This is a genomic window from Oceanobacter mangrovi, from assembly GCF_019740315.1.
Taxonomy (GTDB): Bacteria; Pseudomonadota; Gammaproteobacteria; order Pseudomonadales; family Oceanobacteraceae; genus Oceanobacter; species Oceanobacter mangrovi.
Map to the genome: position 1 here is coordinate 578805 of NZ_JAHXZR010000001.1, position 20255 is coordinate 599059.

Annotated in this window: 14 protein-coding genes; 9 read left to right on the forward strand and 5 right to left on the reverse strand. The window is 52.2% G+C overall.

Annotated features, from left to right (window positions below; genetic code table 11):
• Positions 1 to 28: 28 nt before the first annotated feature.
• The gene (gene gshB / locus K6123_RS02615; RefSeq protein WP_221793807.1) at positions 29 to 976 is read right to left on the reverse strand and encodes a glutathione synthase; all 948 of its coding nucleotides are present in this window, start codon (positions 974 to 976) and stop codon (positions 29 to 31) included.
• A gap of 202 nt (positions 977 to 1178) precedes the next feature.
• On the opposite strand from gshB, the gene pilG reads away from it, so the two are divergent.
• From pilG to K6123_RS02655, 8 genes are read left to right on the forward strand one after another with little or no spacing between them, the layout of a single operon-like run.
• The gene (gene pilG / locus K6123_RS02620; RefSeq protein WP_028292354.1) at positions 1179 to 1562 is read left to right on the forward strand and encodes a twitching motility response regulator PilG; all 384 of its coding nucleotides are present in this window, start codon (positions 1179 to 1181) and stop codon (positions 1560 to 1562) included.
• A gap of 32 nt (positions 1563 to 1594) precedes the next feature.
• Entirely contained in the window at positions 1595 to 1960 is a 366-nt protein-coding gene (gene pilH, locus K6123_RS02625; protein ID WP_221793809.1) for a twitching motility response regulator PilH, read from the forward strand.
• A 2-nt stretch (positions 1961 to 1962) separates the two neighbouring features.
• Positions 1963 to 2487 carry a chemotaxis protein CheW gene (locus K6123_RS02630; RefSeq protein ID WP_221793811.1) on the forward strand — a complete coding sequence of 175 codons (525 nt, stop codon included), beginning with the start codon at positions 1963 to 1965 and terminating at the stop codon, positions 2485 to 2487.
• 59 nt (positions 2488 to 2546) lie between these two features.
• On the forward strand, positions 2547 to 4601 hold the full coding sequence (locus K6123_RS02635) for a methyl-accepting chemotaxis protein (RefSeq protein ID WP_221793813.1): 2055 nt from the start codon (positions 2547 to 2549) through the stop codon (positions 4599 to 4601).
• Positions 4602 to 4620: 19 nt separating this feature from the next.
• On the forward strand, positions 4621 to 5508 hold the full coding sequence (locus K6123_RS02640; RefSeq protein WP_221793815.1) for a CheR family methyltransferase: 888 nt from the start codon (positions 4621 to 4623) through the stop codon (positions 5506 to 5508).
• A complete protein-coding gene (locus K6123_RS02645; RefSeq protein ID WP_221793816.1) occupies positions 5505 to 13211 on the forward strand; it encodes a hybrid sensor histidine kinase/response regulator in 7707 nt (2568 codons plus the stop codon). The genes K6123_RS02640 and K6123_RS02645 overlap by 4 nt, the downstream gene beginning before the upstream one ends.
• The gene (locus tag K6123_RS02650) at positions 13211 to 14242 is read left to right on the forward strand and encodes a chemotaxis protein CheB (RefSeq protein ID WP_221793819.1); all 1032 of its coding nucleotides are present in this window, start codon (positions 13211 to 13213) and stop codon (positions 14240 to 14242) included. The genes K6123_RS02645 and K6123_RS02650 overlap by 1 nt, the downstream gene beginning before the upstream one ends.
• Positions 14239 to 14715 (forward strand): chemotaxis protein CheW, encoded by a 477-nt coding sequence (locus K6123_RS02655; protein WP_221793821.1) that lies wholly within the window; start codon positions 14239 to 14241, stop codon positions 14713 to 14715. Before K6123_RS02650 ends, K6123_RS02655 begins: the two co-directional genes overlap by 4 nt.
• A gap of 19 nt (positions 14716 to 14734) precedes the next feature.
• On the opposite strand, the gene K6123_RS02660 is transcribed toward K6123_RS02655, so the two are convergent.
• The 4 genes from K6123_RS02660 to K6123_RS02675 form a co-directional block, all read right to left on the reverse strand.
• Positions 14735 to 15607, reverse strand: coding sequence for a glycosyltransferase family 2 protein (locus K6123_RS02660; protein WP_221793823.1), 873 nt, complete (start codon positions 15605 to 15607; stop codon positions 14735 to 14737).
• Positions 15608 to 15624: 17 nt separating this feature from the next.
• Positions 15625 to 16701, reverse strand: coding sequence for an alpha-2,8-polysialyltransferase family protein (locus K6123_RS02665; RefSeq protein ID WP_221793825.1), 1077 nt, complete (start codon positions 16699 to 16701; stop codon positions 15625 to 15627).
• On the reverse strand, positions 16698 to 17837 hold the full coding sequence (locus tag K6123_RS02670) for a capsular polysaccharide export protein, LipB/KpsS family (RefSeq protein ID WP_221793827.1): 1140 nt from the start codon (positions 17835 to 17837) through the stop codon (positions 16698 to 16700). Before K6123_RS02670 ends, K6123_RS02665 begins: the two co-directional genes overlap by 4 nt.
• A 106-nt stretch (positions 17838 to 17943) precedes the next feature.
• On the reverse strand, positions 17944 to 18558 hold the full coding sequence (locus tag K6123_RS02675; RefSeq protein ID WP_221793829.1) for a YrbL family protein: 615 nt from the start codon (positions 18556 to 18558) through the stop codon (positions 17944 to 17946).
• A gap of 255 nt (positions 18559 to 18813) precedes the next feature.
• Here K6123_RS02675 and K6123_RS02680 point away from each other — a divergent pair, with 255 nt between their 5' ends.
• Positions 18814 to 20247, forward strand: a complete 1434-nt coding sequence (locus K6123_RS02680; protein WP_221793831.1) for a UbiA family prenyltransferase — start codon at positions 18814 to 18816, stop codon at positions 20245 to 20247.
• Positions 20248 to 20255: the final 8 nt, after the last annotated feature.

The window sequence follows — 20255 nt, forward strand, 5'->3', positions numbered from 1 at the left end:
TAAAGCGCACCCTGTTCACAAAGCGACATCAGTGCAACTTGGCCAGCAAACAACTGATCAGCTGTTCAGCCACGTCAATACCACTGTCGCGGCTGATTTCCCGCACGCAGGTTGGGCTGGTGACGTTGATTTCCGTCAAATTGCTGCCGATCACGTCAAGACCAACAAAATAAAGGCCGCGTTTTTTCAGTTCGGGGCCAACGATACTGGCGATGCGTTTGTCGTCTTCGGTCAGTGGGCGGGTTTCACCACGACCACCGGCGGCGAGATTGCCACGGGTCTCGCCACTGGCCGGAATGCGCGCCAGGCAGTAGGGCACAGGTTCGCCATCGATCATCAGAATGCGCTTGTCTCCGTCGACAATGGCAGGAATATATTTCTGCGCCATGATTTGTTGCTGGCCATGACTGGTCAGGGTTTCGATGATGACGCTGACGTTGGGATCATCTTGCTTGAGGCGGAAAATCGACGCGCCACCCATACCATCGAGTGGTTTGAAAATAACATCACCATGTTGCTGGTGGAATTGTTTCAGTAGCTGGCTGTTACGGGTCACCAGAGTTGGCGTCATCAGGTCGGGGAAGTGGGTTGCAAAGACTTTCTCGTTACAGTCGCGCAGGCTTTGTGGTTTGTTGGCGACCAGAACGCCTTCCTTTTCGGCCAATTCAAGGATGTAGGTGCTGTAGATAAATTCACCATCAAACGGTGGATCCTTGCGCATCAGCAGAATATCGAGGTCAGCCAGTGGCCGTTGTTGGTACTCCCCCATATCGAACCAGTGTTCGGGATTCATCTGTACGGTCAGGGGTGCCATTCGACCCATGGCACGACCCGAGTCAATGTATAGGTCGCTCTGTTCCAGATAATATAGCTCGCAACCAAGTCGCTGGGCGGCGTCCAACAATGCCAGGGTGGTGTCTTTTTTGAACGTGATTGTCGAGATTGGGTCCATTATGACCCCAAGTTTTCTGGCCATGGCTAAGTCCATTAATTGAAAGAAAGTTCGGCGAAAATGTTAATTCTAACGCATTCATGACTCCGGGAAGTGAAACAGTTTTGACATTGTAACGTCCTAGCTTGGTAAATTAATGTGTGATACAAACATGCACCGTAACGTAACCTGCGTGCGGTCGCGGCCAGTAATAGCAACACGATATCGGATGGTTTAAGGCCTTTTTATGGACGACAACTTTCAAAACATCAAAGTGATGGTTATCGACGATAGCAAAACCATTCGTCGCACAGCAGAAACACTACTGAAGAAGGTCGGGTGTGAGGTTATTACCGCTACCGACGGGTTTGATGCCCTGGCAAAAATTGCCGACAGCAATCCAAATATCATCTTTGTCGACATTATGATGCCGCGTCTGGATGGTTATCAGACTTGTGCATTGATCAAAAATAATTCCAAGTTCAAGTCAACTCCTGTCATTATGCTTTCCAGTAAAGACGGTTTGTTTGACAAGGCCAAGGGACGCATCGTTGGCTCTGATGAATACCTCACCAAACCGTTCAGCAAGGACGAGCTGCTTGGCTCGATCCGACAATACGTAAAATCCTAAGCAAGCACGCGAAGCATTAAGGGGTACATAACATGGCTCGCATTCTGGTAGTTGATGATTCTCCGACCGAAACCGAAGTGTTTCGTTCCATGTTGGAGAAAAATGGTCATGAGGTCCTTACAGCTGAAAATGGTGCTGACGGCGTGGCTTTGGCCAAGCAGGAAATGCCTGACGTTGTATTGATGGACATCGTGATGCCAGGCCTGAATGGTTTTCAGGCAACCCGTCAGCTCACCAAGGACGCCGAAACTGCCCATATTCCCGTGGTTATCGTAACCACCAAGGATCAGGAAACAGACCGGGTTTGGGGTAAACGTCAAGGCGCCAGTGGTTATTTGGTGAAGCCTGTCTCAGAAAGCATTCTGCTGTCTGAAATTAACTCGGTGATGGCGAAGTAATCATGTCACCATTCGCCCTGCTTGTTGACATTGCCCGCCGCAGTCGCACCAATGCCTCAGAGCTGCCACAGCAAATTGAAGCTGTCAGTTATTGGCGTGGCGTGGGCTTTATGCTGGCAGGGCAGCAGTTTGTGACCGATATGGGGCAGGTTGCGGAAATTTTGCAACCTCCTCGTTTGACCAAGGTGCCCGGCGTCAAAAGCTGGGTGCTGGGGGTCGCTAATGTGCGTGGACGTCTGGTACCAGTGATGGATTTGGCTGGTCTACTGGGATTGTCTTCGCGCGTTAACTGGCGTTCTCGCCGGGTACTGGTGATCGAGCAGGGCGATGTCCTGACCGGTTTGCTGGTCGATGCGGTGTTGGGGATGCAGCAGTTTCCGGTCGATACCATGCGCAGTGTCAGTGAGGTTGAGGACAGCCTTGCTGACTTTGTGCATTACGGCTTCGAAAAAAATGAAAAAGTCTGGTCGATCTTCCGGATCGACGAGTTGGTTCAGTCGTCCGATTTTTTACAAATCGCGGTGTAACCAATGTTTTGGGTTGATATCGGCCCCAACTGGCATGCAGTGAGTTTGGAGACAAAGGCATGAGTTCAAAGACTGGTAGCGTCGCCTCGACGGTGTTGAAGAACGGTGTGAACGTAGCTCTCGCGGTTTTTCTGTTTATTTTCCTTGGTGTGTTTATCGGTCTGACGGTGGTGGTGAACAACGCCCAGAGCCGCGACGAACAGTACATTGAACATGCCGGTGAGCTGCGGGTACTGTCCCAGGAAATGGCGACCAACGCCGTGGAAGCTGCGTCTGGTACGGAAGACGCCTTTGGTCAGTTGCGTATCGCCCGTGAGAATTTTGAAAAGCGCTGGGGCTACCTTAAAAATGGTGACCCCGCGAACGGTTTGCCACCTGCTGATGTGGCAACCATGAGCAACGTGGAACAGGTCTGGAGTAGTGTTAGTCAAAACGCCGACCAGATTACCCGTGCTCAGGAAGTGATTCTGTCGCTCCACGAAGTGGCCGCGACTCTCTCCGAAACGATTCCACAGCTGCAGGTGGAATACGACGAAATCGTTGAAATCCTGCTGGACAACAATGCCCCAGCTGATCAGGTCGCGGTAGCCCAACGTCAGTCGTGGTTGGCTGAACGTATTATGCGTTCTGTTGCCAAGGTTCTGGCCGGTGGTGAAGACGCGGTAATGGCGGCGGACGCCTTCGGTCGCGACGCCTCTCTGTTCGGCCGGGTACTGAATGGTATGTTGCAGGGCAACGTGGCGATGAACATCTCCAAGGTAGAAGATGAAGAAGCCGTATTTGCCTTGTCTGAAGTTGCAGAGCTGTTTGAATTCGTATCAGGTTCAGTAGACGAGATTCTGGAAACTTCTCCGGAACTGTTCCAGGTTCGTGAAGCATCTGACTCTATCTTCCTGAATTCCCGTGTGTTGCTGAAGCAGACCTCCGAGCTGACTGACGCGATTCTGCAAAACGCTGACCAACGTACCCTGCTGCAAACAGTGGCTATCGGTGCCGGTATCCTCGCTGGTTTGATGTTGGTGTTTCTCGGTGTTTCCCTGTATCAGGGTACCCGCCGCGACCTGCAAGCGACTGAAAGCCAGAACCAGCAGAACCAGATGGCTATTTTGCGACTGCTGGACGAAATTGCTGACCTTGCGGATGGTGACCTGACAGCTTCGGCAACAGTAACCGAGGACTTCACGGGTGCGATTGCTGACTCCATCAACTACGCGATCGACCAGATGCGCTCGCTGGTATCGGCGATTAACGAGACAGCGGTACAGGTATCCTCTGCTGCCCAGGAAACGCAGGCAACTGCGATGCACCTGGCGGAAGCATCCGAGCACCAGGCTCAGGAAATTGCTGGTGCCTCCGCGGCGATCAACGAAATGGCGGTGTCTATTGACCAGGTATCTGCCAACGCCTCCGAATCCTCTGCGGTAGCGGAGCGGTCGGTAGCGATCGCCAACAAGGGTGCCGAAGTGGTACAGGCAACCATCAACGGCATGGACAACATCCGTGAGCAGATTCAGGAAACCTCCAAGCGTATTAAACGTCTGGGTGAATCCTCTCAGGAGATTGGTGACATCATCTCCCTGATTACCGACATTGCTGACCAAACCAACATTCTGTCTCTGAACGCTGCTATTCAGGCATCCATGGCCGGTGACGCTGGCCGGGGCTTCGCGGTGGTAGCGGATGAAGTACAGCGCCTGGCGGAACGTTCCGCTGCTGCAACCAAGCAGATCGAGGCGCTGGTTAAAACGATTCAGAACGATACCAACGAAGCGGTAATCTCGATGGAACAAACCACCACAGAGGTGGTACGTGGTGCTCGCCTGGCGCAAGACGCCGGTGTTGCCCTGGAAGAGATTGAAAACGTATCGAAAAACCTGGCGGAACTGATTCAGAACATTTCCAACGCCGCTCGTCAGCAGGCATCTTCCGCTGGCCATATTTCCAATACGATGAACGTTATTCAGGAAATTACCTCGCAGACTTCTGCAGGTACTACTGCTACTGCGAAATCGATTGGTAATCTGGCGGAAATGGCCAACAAGCTGCGTGAATCTGTGGCGGGCTTCAAGCTGCCAGAGAGTGAAGCAGATGTCGATGTTCAGCGGGTATTTTAAGATCTGGTGATTATGTTATATGAATCATCAGATTCGACCTGCTGGCAGTCAGTTACCAGAACTCAGTGATGAGCAGTTTGTTCGTTGGCAGGCGTTGCTTGAAGAGCGTACGGGGAACCGTATGCCAGAGCAGCGCCGGGTCTTCCTGCAAACCAGTATTGGTATTCGCATGCGCGAAATCGGCTGCAAGGATTTCTCCGAGTACTACACCAAGGTTGTCAATGGCCCGAGCGGGGCTATTGAATGGAATACCCTGGTTGATCGCCTGACGGTTCAGGAAACCCGTTTTTTTCGTGATCCCGACTCACTGGAGTTTGTCAGCCAGTATGTTGCCCGGACACTGAAAACAGCAGCAGCCCATGAAACACTGGAAATGTGGAGCGTGGGCTGCTCTTCCGGCGAGGAAGCCTACAGTCTGGCAATGGTGGCGGATTACCACTGGGGCCGGGCAGGGCGTCAATACGCCGTTACCGGAACCGACATCTCGACTTTTGTACTCAAAAAAGCCCGTACGGCCGGTTATTCGACTGCTGCACTCGGCTGGATTCCGCACGAATATCAGAACGACTATTGCAATCTGGGTGATGACGGCAAGGTGCACGTGGTGGATAGCTTGCGTCAGCGCTGCTGTTTTACCCAGGTGAATTTGCTGAATCTGTCTGCCTTTCCCCTTCAGTCCCAACATGTCATTTATTGCCAGAATGTATTGATTTACTTCCGGCGTTGGCGGCGTAAGGAAATATTAAGTGAGCTGGCTGAACGCCTGGTACCAGGCGGGATTCTGGTTATCGGTCTGGGTGAAATTGTTGATTGGCACCACCCACTACTGGAACCGGTGAAGGGCGGCAAGCTAACTGCATTTGTCCGTAAGCATAACGACACTAAGATGGAGAGCGATCGGCGATGAGTCAGGACTACATCGCCCTGGAATGGGTGAAGGGTGAGATCCAGGATACGCTCCAACAGGCCCAGCAGTCTTTGGAGGCTTACGGTGAGAATCCCCACGACAAGAGTCGTTTGAAATTCTGCTTCAGCTATTTGCATCAGGTACACGGTACCCTGCAGATGGTTGAATTCTACGGGGCTGCACTGCTGGCTGAGGAAATGGAGCTGGTCGCTTCCGCTTTGGCCGACGGACAGATTCGCAACGAACGTGATGGCCTGTCGATACTGATGCAGGCGATTATCCAGCTGCCGCACTATCTGGACCACGTCAAGGTTGGTAATCGTGACTTGCCGGTTGTGCTATTGCCTGTTCTAAATGAACTGCGCTCTGCCCGTGGCGAAAACCTGCTGTCGGAAACTGCACTGTTCAACCCTCGTATGGTTCGTCGGGCGGTACTGACTCCGGCCAAGCTGTCTCGTTATGCCCAAGATGATTTCAGCCAGTGGCTGCGCAAGGTACGTCAGATGTACCAGGCTGCCTCGGCACAACTGCTGCAAAATCGTCAGCCAGAGGTTGCCAAACAATACCTGTTAAAAGTATTTACCCGGCTTCACAGCGCCCTTGGCCATACGCCAAATGGTGTGGTGTGGCTGCCAGCCATGGCTTTTGCTGAATGGCTGACCGAGCAGGCCAGTATGCCAGCCAGCGCCAAGCTGTTGTTGCGTGAACTGGATACCATGCTGAAACAGCTGATGCAGGAAGGTGCAGGTATCCTGAACCACGCCGCTTCGGATGAGCTGGTCAAAAACCTGTTGTTTTATATCGTTCGTACGGATGTCAAGGGCGAAGCCATTGCGCAGGCTCAGAAGGCCTACCATCTGGCAGAGGCGCTACCGAGCGAGGACGAGATCCAACGTGAACGTGAAGCCCTTTCCGGACCAGATCGCGACACCATTGGCCAAGTGCTGACAGCGCTTGCTGAAGAGATTGCTGCCGTCAAGGAACGTCTCGATCTGGCCATGCGCGATCAGCAGGGCCGCGTTGAGCCAATCGGCCAGGTGATCCCGGCACTCAAGCAGGTCTGTGACACCATGGGCATGCTCGGCATTGGCCGGCCACGCAGTACGGTGCAGGATCAGCTGATAGTATTGAGTCGAATGGTCGATGACGGTACGACCGACAACGCCGCCTTGTTTGATGTTGCCGGTGCCCTGTTGTTCGTTGAAGCCACTCTGGCGGGCATGATTCGCGAAGGAAATCTGCAGGACAGTGGTGAAAGTGCAGCTCTGACTGACGCCCAGAAAGCCGTATTGCGGGAAGCCCGTAATGTGCTGGAGCAGGTAAAGGACGCGATTGTTGCCTATGTCGGTAATCAGTGGAATACCGATGAACTCAACGACGTGCCAGCCTTGCTGTACACCATTGCTGGCTCATTGCGCATGGTGCCAATGCCAGACGTAGCACGAGTACTGAGTGTTGCCGCTCCCTTTGTTGAACAACTGATCGCCAGTGGTGAGCGGCCGGATTGGGCGACTCTGGATGGTTTTGCCGACGTGCTGTCCGGTGCTGAATATGTCATCGAACGTCACAACGGCAAAACTGATCTGTCGTCTGAAAAAGTACTCGACAAGGTCTGGGATGCACTTGAACAGATCACAGGTGTCAGCCGTCATGAAATCACGGCTGAGATAGATGAAGCTGGGGAAGAAGTTGCGGCAGCCACCGTTGAAATCGATGCGGCTGTTCAGCAAGCTCCGTTAGCCGAGTCGGTTCAAGTTGAAAAGGTGACTAATGATGTTACTGAAGCTGCTGTAGAAACGGTTGTTGAACCAGTCGCCATTGAAACAGCTGTTGTTGAAGTAACTGAGCCTCAGGTCACAGAAGCCCCTGTTGTTACAGAGCCCGTTGCTGTCGTTGAAGAATCCTCTCTGCCAGAGTCGGTTATTGCGGAAACCGCCGCCGATACTGTTGAGAGCGCTGAGGAAGCAGCTGTCGTAGCGCCAAGCAATGCCGCTTCCCTGTTGCCGCCGGCACCAATACAGGTAGCAGATATACAGGCAGCGATTGATTCCGATCTGATAGATGAAGACATTATTGAAGTCTTCCTCGAAGAAGCATCCGAAGTTACGGCAACTCTGGACGAAGCCTGGCCTGTCTACCGGGCAGACAATTCCGATTCTGAAGCCCTGACTACCGTACGCCGTGCCTTTCATACCCTGAAGGGTAGCGGTCGAATGGTTCAGGCACTGATCATTGGCGAGCTGGCCTGGTCGGTTGAAAACCTCTTTAACCGGGTTATTGACCGTACGGTGGCGGTTACGCCACCACTGGTGGACCTGGTTGATCACGTCATCTCGGTATTACCGCTGATGATCGAGGACTTTCGTTTGCAGCGGACATCGTCAGTGGCGACCCAGCCGCTGATGGACTACGCCTTTGCCCTGGCCAGTGGTGTAGATGTTCCGGCGCTGGCACTGGTTACTGGTGCTGTTTTAGAAGCAGAGCCCGCAATTGAAGCGGATCATGTGGTCGCTGACGTTGTTGCCGACATCACCGAGACCGTTGAAGACGCTGAAGTTGTCGAGCTGGATGAAGATGACCTGGCCTTGCTGGAAGTTTTCTCGCAAGAGGCATCAGGTCATTTGGCCGTAGTTGGCGACTATTTGCAGACCGCCCGCGAACATGCTTTTGATTACCCGGTGTGTGATCAGGCGCAGCGTGCGCTGCATACCCTCAAAGGTAGTGCCCACATGGCTGGCCTGACCGGTATTGCTGCCGTGGCCGGGCCGATGGAGCGGCTACTGAAAGAGCTGCGGGCCTATTCGATTGGTAGTAGCGGGGAACTGGTTGAGTTACTGGAAGCCGGTTGCGACCTGATTAATGGTGGCCTGGAGAATCTGCAGAACCTGTCCTCCGCCGAACTGGCAGGTACCGCTGACTACCTTCAGCAATTGAATGACTTTGAAAGCCGAATCTACAGCCAGCTGAATAACGAGGATGTTGCCAGCAGCAAGGTGGTGAATCCACAGGCGATTGCCAACTTCCTGGCCAGTGGCATGGACTCCCTGCTCGAAGCCGATTTACTGTTGGGTCAATGGCAGCATGGTGATTCTTCTGTACTGGACCTGCTCTGCAAGGATCTGGTTGAAGTTGCCAAGGGTGCCGATGAAGCCGATCAACAGGCAATTGCCGAGCTGGCAGGGACTCTGAATCAGTTCTACATGGCGATTAACCAGTCTGACGAAAACTTCGCAGTCAGCCGTCGTTCACACTGGATGGCATTGGCAACCGAAGGTCAGGAACAGCTGCTGAATATGATGGATTGCCTGGCTGCAGGTCAGGCTTTGCAACGTGCAACCATCATTGAAGACTTGCAGCGCGCGACGGCTGAGATTCAGCAATGGCAACCCGAAGCTGAAGATGAGGCCGTTGTTGATTTGGCCAGCCCGGCGGAAACAGCCGATGACGCTGAAGCCCGGGCCAGAGCTGCGGCCATTGAATTGCAAATGCTTGGCGAAATGGCCATTGAACAGGCTGCTGATGATGCCTCAGAAGCTGATGTTGAGCTTGCTATCGGTGAGCTTGAGCAACTGTTGGAAGGTGATACCGCAGCTGAACCATTGCTGGTGATTGAAGAACCTGAGGCTGACTCAGAATATCTAACGCTGGAGCTGGAAGCAGAAGATTCAGTACAGGGTTATGAATCTGATTCAGTCCTGACTGCCGAGCCAATGCTGCTGGTTGAAGAAGAGCCTGCCGAAGATGAATACCCAACCTTGCGGGTTGAGTCTGAAGAACCTGAGCAGGATCTGGAGTCCGACCTCGGTCTGACTTCCGAGCCCATGCTGTTGGTTGAAGAAGAGCCTGCCGAAGATGAATACCCAACCTTGCGGGTTGAGTCTGAAGAACCTGAGCAGGATCTGGAGTCCGACCTCGGTCTGACTTCCGAGCCCATGCTGTTGGTTGAAGAAGAGTCTGCCGAAGACGAATATCCAACCTTATTGGTTGAGGCTGAAGAACCTGAGCAGGATTTTGAATCCAATCTGGGCCTGACAGCTGAGCCCATGCTGCTGGTTGAAGAAGAACCTGCTGAAGACGAATACCCAACCTTGCTGGTTGAGGCTGAAGAGCCTGAGCAGGATCTTGAGTCCGACCTGGGCTTGGCAGTCGAGCCCATGCTGTTGGTTGAAGAAGAGTCTGCTGAAGACGAATACCCAACCCTGTTAGTTGAGGAGGACGAACAGGAGCTGGGTCAGACCTCTGAACCAAGCCTGTTCGTCGTCGATGATAACGAAGGTTCGGATGAGCAGTCTGCCGACTCTGCATTGTTAACGGTTGAAGACAGCATTGGTTTTACCAATCTGGAAGCGGAAGACGATCTGTCTTTGATCGCTGATCCGCAGCCTGAGCCTCCATCCATCGAGTTATCCGCTGAAAGCGATGACAACTTCGGCTTTGAACTACAAACCGAGGTTGAGATTCCGGATGCTGAGGTCAGTTCGCATGAGATTGATGCACCTCAGACTGAAGCCTGGCACTCAGCCGAGGTGGAGTTTTCTGCTGCAGATGCGGATCCGGCCGTTGAGCCAGCGCCAGCTCCCGACTTTTCCATGTCAGAGCCCGCCAGTGTTGAATACATAGCTCCGCCAGCTCTCGAAATGGACGAGGGTATGGAGGAAATCGTTGAGATCTTTCTGGAAGAATCCGACGAACTGATTGAATCGATCGATCAGGCCCTCAACGAATGGCAACAGGATCCGGATAACCTGGTCAGTGTGGCGCGCTTGCAGCGTGATCTGCATACCATCAAGGGTGGTGCCCGGATGGCAGAACTGGCGGAAATCGCCGATCTCTGCCATGAGCTGGAAACCCTCTACGAACGTATCAATAACGGCCGCTTGGGTATTGGTGCCGGGTTGTTTGAGCTATTGCAAACGGCTCACGACACGCTCGGTTCCCAGCTGGATCAGGTGCGGGTGAGGGAAGCGGTAACACCGGCAGTCAGCATGATTAATGCCCTGCGTGGTTATCTGGCTGGCGATAACGATGCTTTTGCCGCTCTGGCTGCAGAGACATCAGAGGCGCCGGCGGCACAAGATGACGACGCTGCGCTGGCAGATGATTTGCCGATCTCAGCCGAACCTGTAGTTGCTGAGCCAGTGGCAGCTGAGCCTGTACCGGCAATTGAAGCCGTCAGTGTTTCGATGGACGAGTCGGATCGCGAGATTCTGGAAATCTTCCTCGATGAAGCCGCCGAGCTGCATGAGGCTCTGGATCAGGCGCTGCACGACTGGAAACAGAATCCATCCAATAACGCCGCTTCGGAAGAAGCGCAACGGGTTTTGCACACACTGAAAGGTGGCGCTCGTTTAGCTGGTCTGCTGGCTATTGGAGATCAGGCTCACGATTTTGAAAGCATCATCGTCAAGGTTCAGCAAGGCTACCTGACGGCTGATACCGCTTTCTTTGCGGATGCCTACCAACGTCAGGACGCGCTGGTGAGCGCTATCGACAAGGTATCGGCAGCGTTGGAGTCCGGCGATCAGGTGATGCTGGGTGACGATGGCCTGGCCACTACCAGCAACGATTTTGAACAGCCTGTTCTGCCGGTTGAATCCGCTTCTGTTGAATCTTCGCCTGTTACTGAAGACTCTGGTGATGCTGCTGGATTGCCGACAGACATTGATGAAATCGCTGATGAAGCGGCAGAACCAGAACAGCAATTTATTCCACACGATGAACCTCAGATTAGTGCCAGCTCCAATGTGGTGCCAATCCGTCCGTCGGCTGACACCGAGGTAACCACACCCAAACTGGCTGGTACGCCGTTGGTTGATGTGGCTACCGCAGCACAGCAGGTCGCTGCACGACGTGCTCCGCAAGAGCTGGTCAAGGTGTCTGCCGATCTGCTTGATGACCTGGTCAACCTCGCCGGTGAAACCTCAATTGGCCGTGGCCGTCTGGAACAGCAGGTAACTGACTTCTCCTACACGCTGGAGGAGATGGAAGGTACGCTGGATCGTTTACGTGACCAGCTGCGTCGTCTGGATATTGAGACAGAAGCCCAGGTGCTGTTTCGCCAGGAGCGTCAGGGCCCGGACTATGAAGATTTCGACCCGCTGGAAATGGATCGTTATTCGACCATTCAGCAGCTTTCACGGGCTTTGGTGGAATCAGCATCTGACTTGCTCGATCTGAAAGAAACTCTCTCAGACAAGACCCGTGACGCTGAAACACTGCTGCTGCAACAGAGCCGGGTTAACACGGAGCTGCAGGAAGGTCTGATGAAGACCCGCATGGTGCAGTTCCAGCGGCTGGTGCCTCGTTTGCGTCGTATTGTCCGCCAGGTCAGTCTGGAACTCGGCAAGCAAGTCGATTTCCGTATTCTTAACGCAGAAGGTGAACTTGACCGGACCATTCTGGAACGGATGATTTCACCGCTTGAGCACATGGTGCGTAACGCCGTCGACCACGGTATTGAATCGCTGGAAGAACGCCGTGCTGCCGGTAAGCCGGATGTTGGCTCGATCGAACTCGAAGTTGGCCGTGAAGGCGGCGACGTCATGATCGTATTGCGTGATGACGGCAAGGGCATTAACCGCGAGGCGGTACGTGCCAAGGCAATCGAGCGTGGTTTGTTGGCAGCTGGTGCCAATGTCAGTGATCACGATCTGCTGCAATTTATTCTGCAGGCCGGTTTCTCGACCGCCAAGAACGTCACCCAGATTTCTGGTCGGGGTGTTGGTCTGGACGTTGTAAGTACCGAAATCAAACAGATGGGCGGTACTGTTGAGATCCAGTCAGAACAGGGTCAGGGAACCCGCTTTGTGGTGCGCCTGCCATTTACTGTATCGGTCAACCGGGCGCTGATGGTGCGGCTGGGTGATGACCTGTATGCGGTACCATTGAATAACATTCGCGGTATTGTGCGTGTATCGGGCAAGGACCTGCAGGAACTGTATGAGTTGCCAGCCCACGAGCGTGCCTATGAATACGCCGGTAACAAGTATCCGCTGGAATATCTGGGTGTAATGCTGGAGAACGAGTCGCAGCCGAAGATCGCTGTGCAAAACCTGCCAATCCCGGTGCTATTGGTAAACGGTGCCGTTCCTTATGCCTTGCAGGTGGATACCCTGCTGGGCAGCCGCGAGATCGTGGTAAAAACCCTTGGCCCACAGTTCGCATCGGTTGCCGGTGTTTCTGGCGGTACTATTCTGGGTGACGGTAGCGTGGTTGTCATTCTCGACTTGCCAGCGTTGATCCGGACCCAGGCCTCGTTGGAATACCAGCAGGCGCGGATGCTGGATATGCAAATGGCAGAGCAGCGTCATGAACTGGCACAGCGGCCGGCGCGGATTCTGGTTGTGGATGACTCGGTAACAGTGCGCAAGGTAACCAGCCGTCTGCTGGAACGCCATGGTATGGAAGTCATGACGGCCAACGATGGCGTGGATGCCATGGCGACTTTGCAGGATCACATGCCGGATCTGATGTTGCTGGATATCGAGATGCCTCGTATGGACGGCTTCGAGCTGGCCTCACTGGTACGTCACGATACGCGTCTGAAGCATATTCCAATCATCATGATTACCTCGCGTACAGGTGATAAGCACCGCGAGCGGGCGATGTCGATTGGTGTTAACGAATATCTTGGCAAGCCGTTCCAGGAAGATACCCTGCTGGGTACCATGAACCGTTTACTGGGGCGTGAGGACAGCAACTGATGAAACCCAAAGTCGGTATTATTGCCGATGACAGGTTGCAGCAGCATGTACTCCGCACCACCATGGAACATTTCGGCTTCGAGGTGGTGTTGTCTGTATCTCCTGAAATGATGGAGTTACGGTTATCTGGCGGAGCAATTGTACTGGATGTCTGGCTGGTCGATATCAACAGCGACGATGAGGAAGACTTGCCGGACTGGTTGCATACCTTGTTGGGCGGAGATATTCCGGTTTTTGTTGGTATCGAACCTGCTCCCCAACAAGGCTGTACGACTTACCCTCGTTGGCAAAAACGGCTTTATCAGAAGTTGCAGGAGCTGATTAAACAACCGCTGCCTGTCAGTGAAAGTGTGGCTGGTTTAAGGCAGCTAGAAAGCCGCCCATCGGGTGAACCATGCCGTATTCCGTTGCCAAAGACATTGGCAGAACTGGATGCTCGCGGGATCGCCGAAGAAGTCTGGGTATTGGGGGCGTCGTTGGGAGGCCCAGGAGCTGTCAAAGAGTTTCTGGATGCCTTACCGGCAGGATTGCCAGTCGGCTTTGTCTATGCCCAGCATATTGATCCCAGATTTGAACAAACCCTGACCCAGACGGTTGGCCGTCATTCCGTGCTGCAACTGGTGAACTACCAGCCTGGTATCCGTATTGCCAACGGAGAGGTGCTGGTAGCGCCCATCAGTGAAGAGTTTCAGTTTGGCCCGACCCACGAAACCATCAGCTGTCAGCGTGACTGGCCAGGTCCATATGGACCTTCAATTGACCAGGTTATTCTTAACGTGTTTGCTCATTATCCGGAACATATGGGGATAATCCTGTTCAGTGGGATGGGCAATGATGGTGCTGATGCGATCTCCAGCCTGTCCTCTCACACAGTGCCTGTATGGGTACAGACACCGGCGAGCTGTGCCAGCGCCTCGATGCCGGAAAGTGCGATGGAAACCAGCAGGGTCAGTTTCCACGGCAGCCCGTTTCAGTTGGCCAATCAGCTGGTAAATCGGCTCAAGCAAAATCGGCTCAGGAAGGACACATGAATCAGACTCCAGCCACGACAGAACAGACAGGTCAGGTGGATTGCCTGATGATTCCTTTGAATGATCGTCAACTCTTGCTGCCGAACGTTACGGTGGCAGAAATTATCCCGTTTTCGCAGTTAATGACCACTAACTCCAGTGTTGACTGGGTGCTGGGAAAGATCCAGTGGCGCGGTGTTTCGATTCCGGTGGTTTGCTATGAAATGCTGAATGGCACTGCTGCACCACGACCAAGCCCCAACGCCCGTTTTGCGGTGATCAACGGGGTGGGCAAACATCCGAAAATGCCATTTTATGCAGTACTGGTGCAGGGTATTCCACGTCTGAAGAAGGTGTTGGAGAACGCTATTCAACCGGTTGATGCTGTGATGGGTATGGGGAAGCTAGATCAGATCGCGGTCAGTGTTGATGGTGAATCTGCCTATATTCCAGATGTGGATGCGATAGAAAATCTGCTGTTGCAGGTGGTTTGATCTGATAGCAAGCAGTCACTCACAGTGACTGCTGCAGCGCTGCACGAATACGTTCACCTACCTCGCTAGAACGCTGAATAATTCCAAAATTCTTCAGCGTCTCTGCATCGGCGGGTAATAGTGCCAACCGCCGCAGTTCCTGCTCCAGCTGACCTTGCTGTAGCAGCCTTACCCAGCGACGATAGTGATCCCCCATCTTGGAGACTCCTTTTTCCAGCAAGCGGGCCCGATTTTCAATGTGACTGGTGAAATTTTCCCGACTGCGGACAGGATAGTGGTAGACGGTAATGGAAGGATCCCGCCTCTGATTGATGAACCCCCAAGCGTGCCAGGCGCGGTGGTTACCACCTTTTACCCGCAGCAAGCCATGATTATTGACGATGACCTTGCCGTTGATGTTACTCAGGGCTACTGCAAAATGATCGTCACCAATAATGTCCTGCCCCTTGTTTTGTACTGGACTCTTGACCTTGTAGGGGAAGTCGAGATAACTGCTGCCGGCATCAAAAAAACGTTCATCAGGGATCATATTGACCCGTTTACATTGAACAATGGAGCCCCAGCTGGTCAGGTTGGTTTTGAGATTCTGACTGTCTGCCAGCCAGAATTCATCAGCATCGTTGGCAATACTCCAGTCTGCCCCCAGCAGCTTGCGGGACTTGACCGCCATTTCGGTCTTCCAGTTGCTTTGCTGGTAATCCAGTTGCGGCCGGTCGATTACCAGCATTTCAACGCTTTTGCTCAGTTCCGCAACAATATCGCGAGTACCGTCGGTAGAACCGTTATCCATGATGACAAAGCAATCCACTCCCTGAGTGGCGTGGAAACGGATGTTGTCAGCAATGATATCTGCTTCGTTTTTGATCAGCAGATTCATGGATAACTTAAGCATGCAGTGGACTCTTGTCGCTATATTCGGGTTAGCGCCTGGCCAAGTTCTGCTGGTGGAATAACCGGGATACCCAGCTGTTGAAACAGGCGATCGAATTCAGAAGCGCCTGAGTGTACCTGAAGTGCGAGAACCTTCACATCCGGAGTCAGCCAGGAAGCATTGATAAGAGTGGATGACAGGTCTCCAACCAGTACAACGTCTTGCATCATTGGACATATCAGCTCAAATGGAATGGCTGCCGGGATCAGCTTCACAAGTGGATGATTGGCGAATCCGAGTATATCCGGGTCGATGTTTCGGGGGTGATATTTGACTGCGACTCTTTTACCTTGAGCTGTCGCCTGCTCAATACAGCTAACCAGCATCTCGCGATAGCCGGAAATCTTTTCAATCAAGGATTCATGAGGGGTGGTAATCAGCAGGTCTGTGCCAGTCAGCGTCGATTGGTCGAAGCTGAAATGCTGCAGAAAACGGGCAGCAAAACGGCCAATCGCTGAGCTGTCACGGTAACATTCCGCCAGTGGGCGTACTTCCTTGCTCTTTAATACGTCTATCACCAGTTCAGGAAAAGCTGCGTAGACGGTCTGAATCCAGTGTGAGCCTCCGACGGTTGGCGGGTTGGACCACCAGAAGCCATAGGTCAGCTTTTTGATCAGGTTGTCGATTACCTTGTCGCCGAAACCGGAGGACGCTTTACGGCCAACGTAGGTGAAGGTACCTTCATCCATGTAATAACCATGGGGTGCGAGTGCTTGCTCACTGCACACATGCATCAGGTACTGAAATTCGATCCGGCGATCATTACCTGTATAAACCTGAGTCGGTTGGTCTCGTTTCGCGAATCGTTCCAGTTCGGCAAATATTTTCCTGCGCTGTTGCAGCTTGTCTTTGGAACCTTTGATCCGGCCGGGATAAATCGCCAGTGAGGTAAAGGGAGAGTCTGGCCACTCGGCCAGCAGCTTGTAATAAATGTTATCCGTGACCTCAGGCTGGTCGATAATCAGTAGATGATGCTGACCAGGGCTGGTATCTGCGATCGCAATGCTATTCAGAATGTGTAACGGTGTTGACGCAAGATAGGCTGAAACCGTCATCGGCAAAGCTCCACAATCTTTTGATTCATTGCATGCAAGTGGTCTTTAGTTGCCTGTTTCCACGAGCCTTTCACCAGATAGTGATTGTAAAGGTAACTCAGATAGGATTTCCCATAGGCGGAAGCTTGCCATTCTTCCGGACGCAAAAAGATCTTCTCAAGCTGTTGCTGATTCTGGGCCGACAGACATAAGCCTTCGAGATTATAGAACGCCTGTCCAAGTACAGCGACGGGTTTATCAAACAGCAGGGCTTCAAGCCCGACGCTGCTATTGATGGTCACCACCAATTCTGCCTGCTCAATTAAATGCTGGGTGTTCTGTTCATTGGCAAAATGAATACGTGGGTGGTGTAGATGAAGATCCGAAAAATTCTTTGGGCATGAAGGATGCTCCTTGATAACCAGACTGATGTCAGCGGGCAGTGACCCAACACTGCTTTCCAATATTTTGTAGAAATCACGCATATTGGCGATCCATGGCGAAAAGCAGAGGATCTGGCGGTCAGCATCGACCTGAAAAGGGACAAACACATAGCGAGCTGGCAAAGGCTGCTGCTGTTGAGCTGCAGCGCTCTTCCGCTTGTTAGTCTGGCGGGGAATCAGCGCATCTGGTAATTGACCTGGAGGTGTCTGATGAAGCGAATAGTCCTGCAGCTGGCGTGGCAGACTATTGATAAAGTTGACCCCTCTGGGGTCGATTGTGGTGGTATCCGGCAAGGGACCATTTTCCATCAATAGTGTCGGGATATCTTGAGAACGGGCAGCCAGTACCAGAATACGCTGGTGCCACATCATGCCTGACCAGCTGACAACGACATCGGGGGACTGCTGTCGCAAGCCATTAAAATAGGCTCGATAAAGAAAACGGCAGGACAGGCTGAGCCAAAACTTGTTCAGCCACAATTGAAAAACGGCAAGACGATAATCCGCAGTGTCCTGAATTTTTTCTTTCAACTTTAAACGAACGACCTCATCCAGCTCTGGATGCGTACGAAACACCGGCCAAAGGTTCTTGAACCAGTAGTGGCGGTGGCGGACAAGGGTCGCTTGATAGAGACCGGTGTGATTGGCTTGCTCACTCAGTTTGCGGAAATAATTGCGATGGTGGTTGCGGACTGAGAAAAACAGCACCTTCATTGAAGCCTCGGGGATGCAGTGGGCACGGCTGCCCGGGGGCAGGCCATGCTACTTGAGGGGCATACCGAATGCAATTTGAGCCAGCCTGGAAACTGCAGGTTATCGGTCAGATTTGAAAAGAACTACTTTGCAAAGGATGAAAGATGGATTGTCCCAGAGCTTCTGATTCTTGTAGCAATCGTTCAACCTTGGTCATCAGACTACGCCAGGACTTGTTGACTGCTTGTCTGATTAACGCCGGAATACGAATAGTAAGCGGGTTGTGGTTCGGGCTGCTGACACCATCAATCAAAATAAAATCCACTTGCTTGCCTCGGCGACGGCAAACAATATTATTTGGACTGATATCGCGGGTACAGATGCCGTTACTGACGAGATAATCGTACAGACGCTCCAGACCTTGCTCTATTTGATCCCTTTGCATCAGGCCTTGTTGAATTACCTGAGTTAATGTCAGGGAAACTTCGCCATGGTCGTCATGAATCATTGGAAACAGGGCACCTGTTCCAAGTGACGTTTCTACATCACCCATGTAGGTCGCGACGTAGCGAAGGTCTGCACCTTTTTTCAGCAGATAAAGGAAATACTCCTTCTCCCGGCGGGTTTGCTTCTCGCGGTGCTTTGGAAGCTTGATGCAGAAATCTGGATCGCTCGGGTGACGGTAGCAAATACGGTCTCGTCCAATGCCAATGACGTGTGTTGAGGTGAGTTGAATAGCCATCTTGTTGTCTGTCATGTTTCTGTAACAATTAGTTTAACAAGAATGATTGAGATTAAAAATTCTATGGGGTTGGATTTATTGTTGCAGAAAACAACTCTAATTGATGGTGTATAGATCGGTTGTTGTTTTTAACAAGCACTTTTCAAACAGATAACTTTTTTGTTGTATGACATTTATTGGCGTATCTGGGTGGTCTTGTCTTTATACTCACCTCGTGGCTTTTGTTATTTTGTGTATCCAAGAGGAATTCAAGGATTGAAAAGTAGTTCTGATCAGCGAGTACTGGTAGTAGATCTGGATGGCACTTTGATTAAAACGGATTCACTGGTTGAAAGCGCTCTGGATGCCTTACATCGTAATTTTGGAGTTTTTTGGCAGATACCTGGTTGGCTGGTATCGGGAAAGGCTGCATTGAAGCAAGAGTTGGCGGCACGGGCTTCCCTGGATTTTGGCAAGCTGCCGTATAACCAGCATGTATTGGGGGTTATTCATCAGGCCCGTGATGAAGGGCGGCTAGTTGTGCTGGCATCCGCATGTGACCAAAGTATTGCCTTGGGTGTTGCAGCATATTTAAAGCTGTTCGATGATGTGATTGCCTCTGATGGAGTTATTAATATATCTGGCCGTAACAAAAGGGATGAACTTCTCCGGCGTTATGGAAAGTTGGGCTTCGATTATATTGGCAATTCAAGGGACGATCTGGCGATCTGGGACGTTGCGAATCAGGCAATTCTGGTCGACGTTCCAGAAAGCACGGCACGCAAAGCGCGTTTGAATGGCAATGTGTTATTGGAATTAGTTTCTTCAAGTTCGTCAATTCGCAGCTTTCTAAAAGCTCTGAGACCTCATCAATGGGCCAAGAATACGTTGATACTGGTCCCTCTATTCGCTGCACACGCCTTTTCCTTTTCATCTCTGTTCTCTGCTCTGGTGGCAATGCTGTGCTTCTGTATGATGGCATCCGGAACCTATCTGGTTAATGATTTGCTGGACATTCAGGATGATCGCCAGCATGACAGCAAACGCCATCGGCCATTCGCGGCGGCTACTCTCTCGCCGTTGACGGGGTGTTGGAGTGCTCTGTTCTTGGTGATTTCATCTCTCGCCACAGCATACCTGACGCTTCCGCATATGTTCCTGATTGTCTTGCTGGTGTATCTGATGCTGACACTGGCGTACTCATTGCTGCTTAAAAGTATAATGGCAATGGACGTGATAGCTCTGACGGTACTCTATACCTTGAGGATTATTGCCGGGGCTTTAGCCTTATCGTTAGAGCCGACTTTCTGGATTCTGACATTTTCCTTGTTTGTGTTTCTCAGTTTGGCACTGGTTAAGCGGTTTGCTGAACTAAATGATGCTCGCCAGAAAGGCAAGACAGAAAAATCTGCTGGGCGTGGTTACTATCCGTCGGATCTGGAAATTATCTCCCAAATGGGTTCCGCCAGCGGCTATATGTCGATTCTGTTTTTTGCTCTTTATATTCAGGACCAAATGACAGCGGCTCTATATTCCGAGCCGCGGGCGTTGTGGCTGGTCTGCCCGATTCTGATGTACTGGATTACCCGTTTGTGGCTGATTACCCACCGTGGAGAGATGCACGACGACCCGGTGGTTTTTGCTATTAAGGACAAAGTCAGTCTGTTTACTCTGGCTATGGTAGGGGTGATCTTTCTGATTGCCCTGTAGGAATTGTC

Coding starts and splice junctions, on each gene's coding strand:
- pilG (WP_028292354.1), top strand. CDS start 1,179: ATGGACGACAACTTTCAAAACATCAAAGTGATGGTTATCGACGATAGC.
- K6123_RS02670 (WP_221793827.1), bottom strand. CDS start 17,837: ATGAAGGTGCTGTTTTTCTCAGTCCGCAACCACCATCGCAATTATTTC.
- K6123_RS02655 (WP_221793821.1), top strand. CDS start 14,239: ATGAATCAGACTCCAGCCACGACAGAACAGACAGGTCAGGTGGATTGC.
- K6123_RS02665 (WP_221793825.1), bottom strand. CDS start 16,701: ATGACGGTTTCAGCCTATCTTGCGTCAACACCGTTACACATTCTGAAT.
- K6123_RS02650 (WP_221793819.1), top strand. CDS start 13,211: ATGAAACCCAAAGTCGGTATTATTGCCGATGACAGGTTGCAGCAGCAT.
- K6123_RS02635 (WP_221793813.1), top strand. CDS start 2,547: ATGAGTTCAAAGACTGGTAGCGTCGCCTCGACGGTGTTGAAGAACGGT.
- K6123_RS02675 (WP_221793829.1), bottom strand. CDS start 18,558: ATGGCTATTCAACTCACCTCAACACACGTCATTGGCATTGGACGAGAC.
- K6123_RS02640 (WP_221793815.1), top strand. CDS start 4,621: ATGAATCATCAGATTCGACCTGCTGGCAGTCAGTTACCAGAACTCAGT.
- gshB (WP_221793807.1), bottom strand. CDS start 976: ATGGCCAGAAAACTTGGGGTCATAATGGACCCAATCTCGACAATCACG.
- K6123_RS02645 (WP_221793816.1), top strand. CDS start 5,505: ATGAGTCAGGACTACATCGCCCTGGAATGGGTGAAGGGTGAGATCCAG.
- K6123_RS02660 (WP_221793823.1), bottom strand. CDS start 15,607: ATGCTTAAGTTATCCATGAATCTGCTGATCAAAAACGAAGCAGATATC.
- K6123_RS02630 (WP_221793811.1), top strand. CDS start 1,963: ATGTCACCATTCGCCCTGCTTGTTGACATTGCCCGCCGCAGTCGCACC.
- pilH (WP_221793809.1), top strand. CDS start 1,595: ATGGCTCGCATTCTGGTAGTTGATGATTCTCCGACCGAAACCGAAGTG.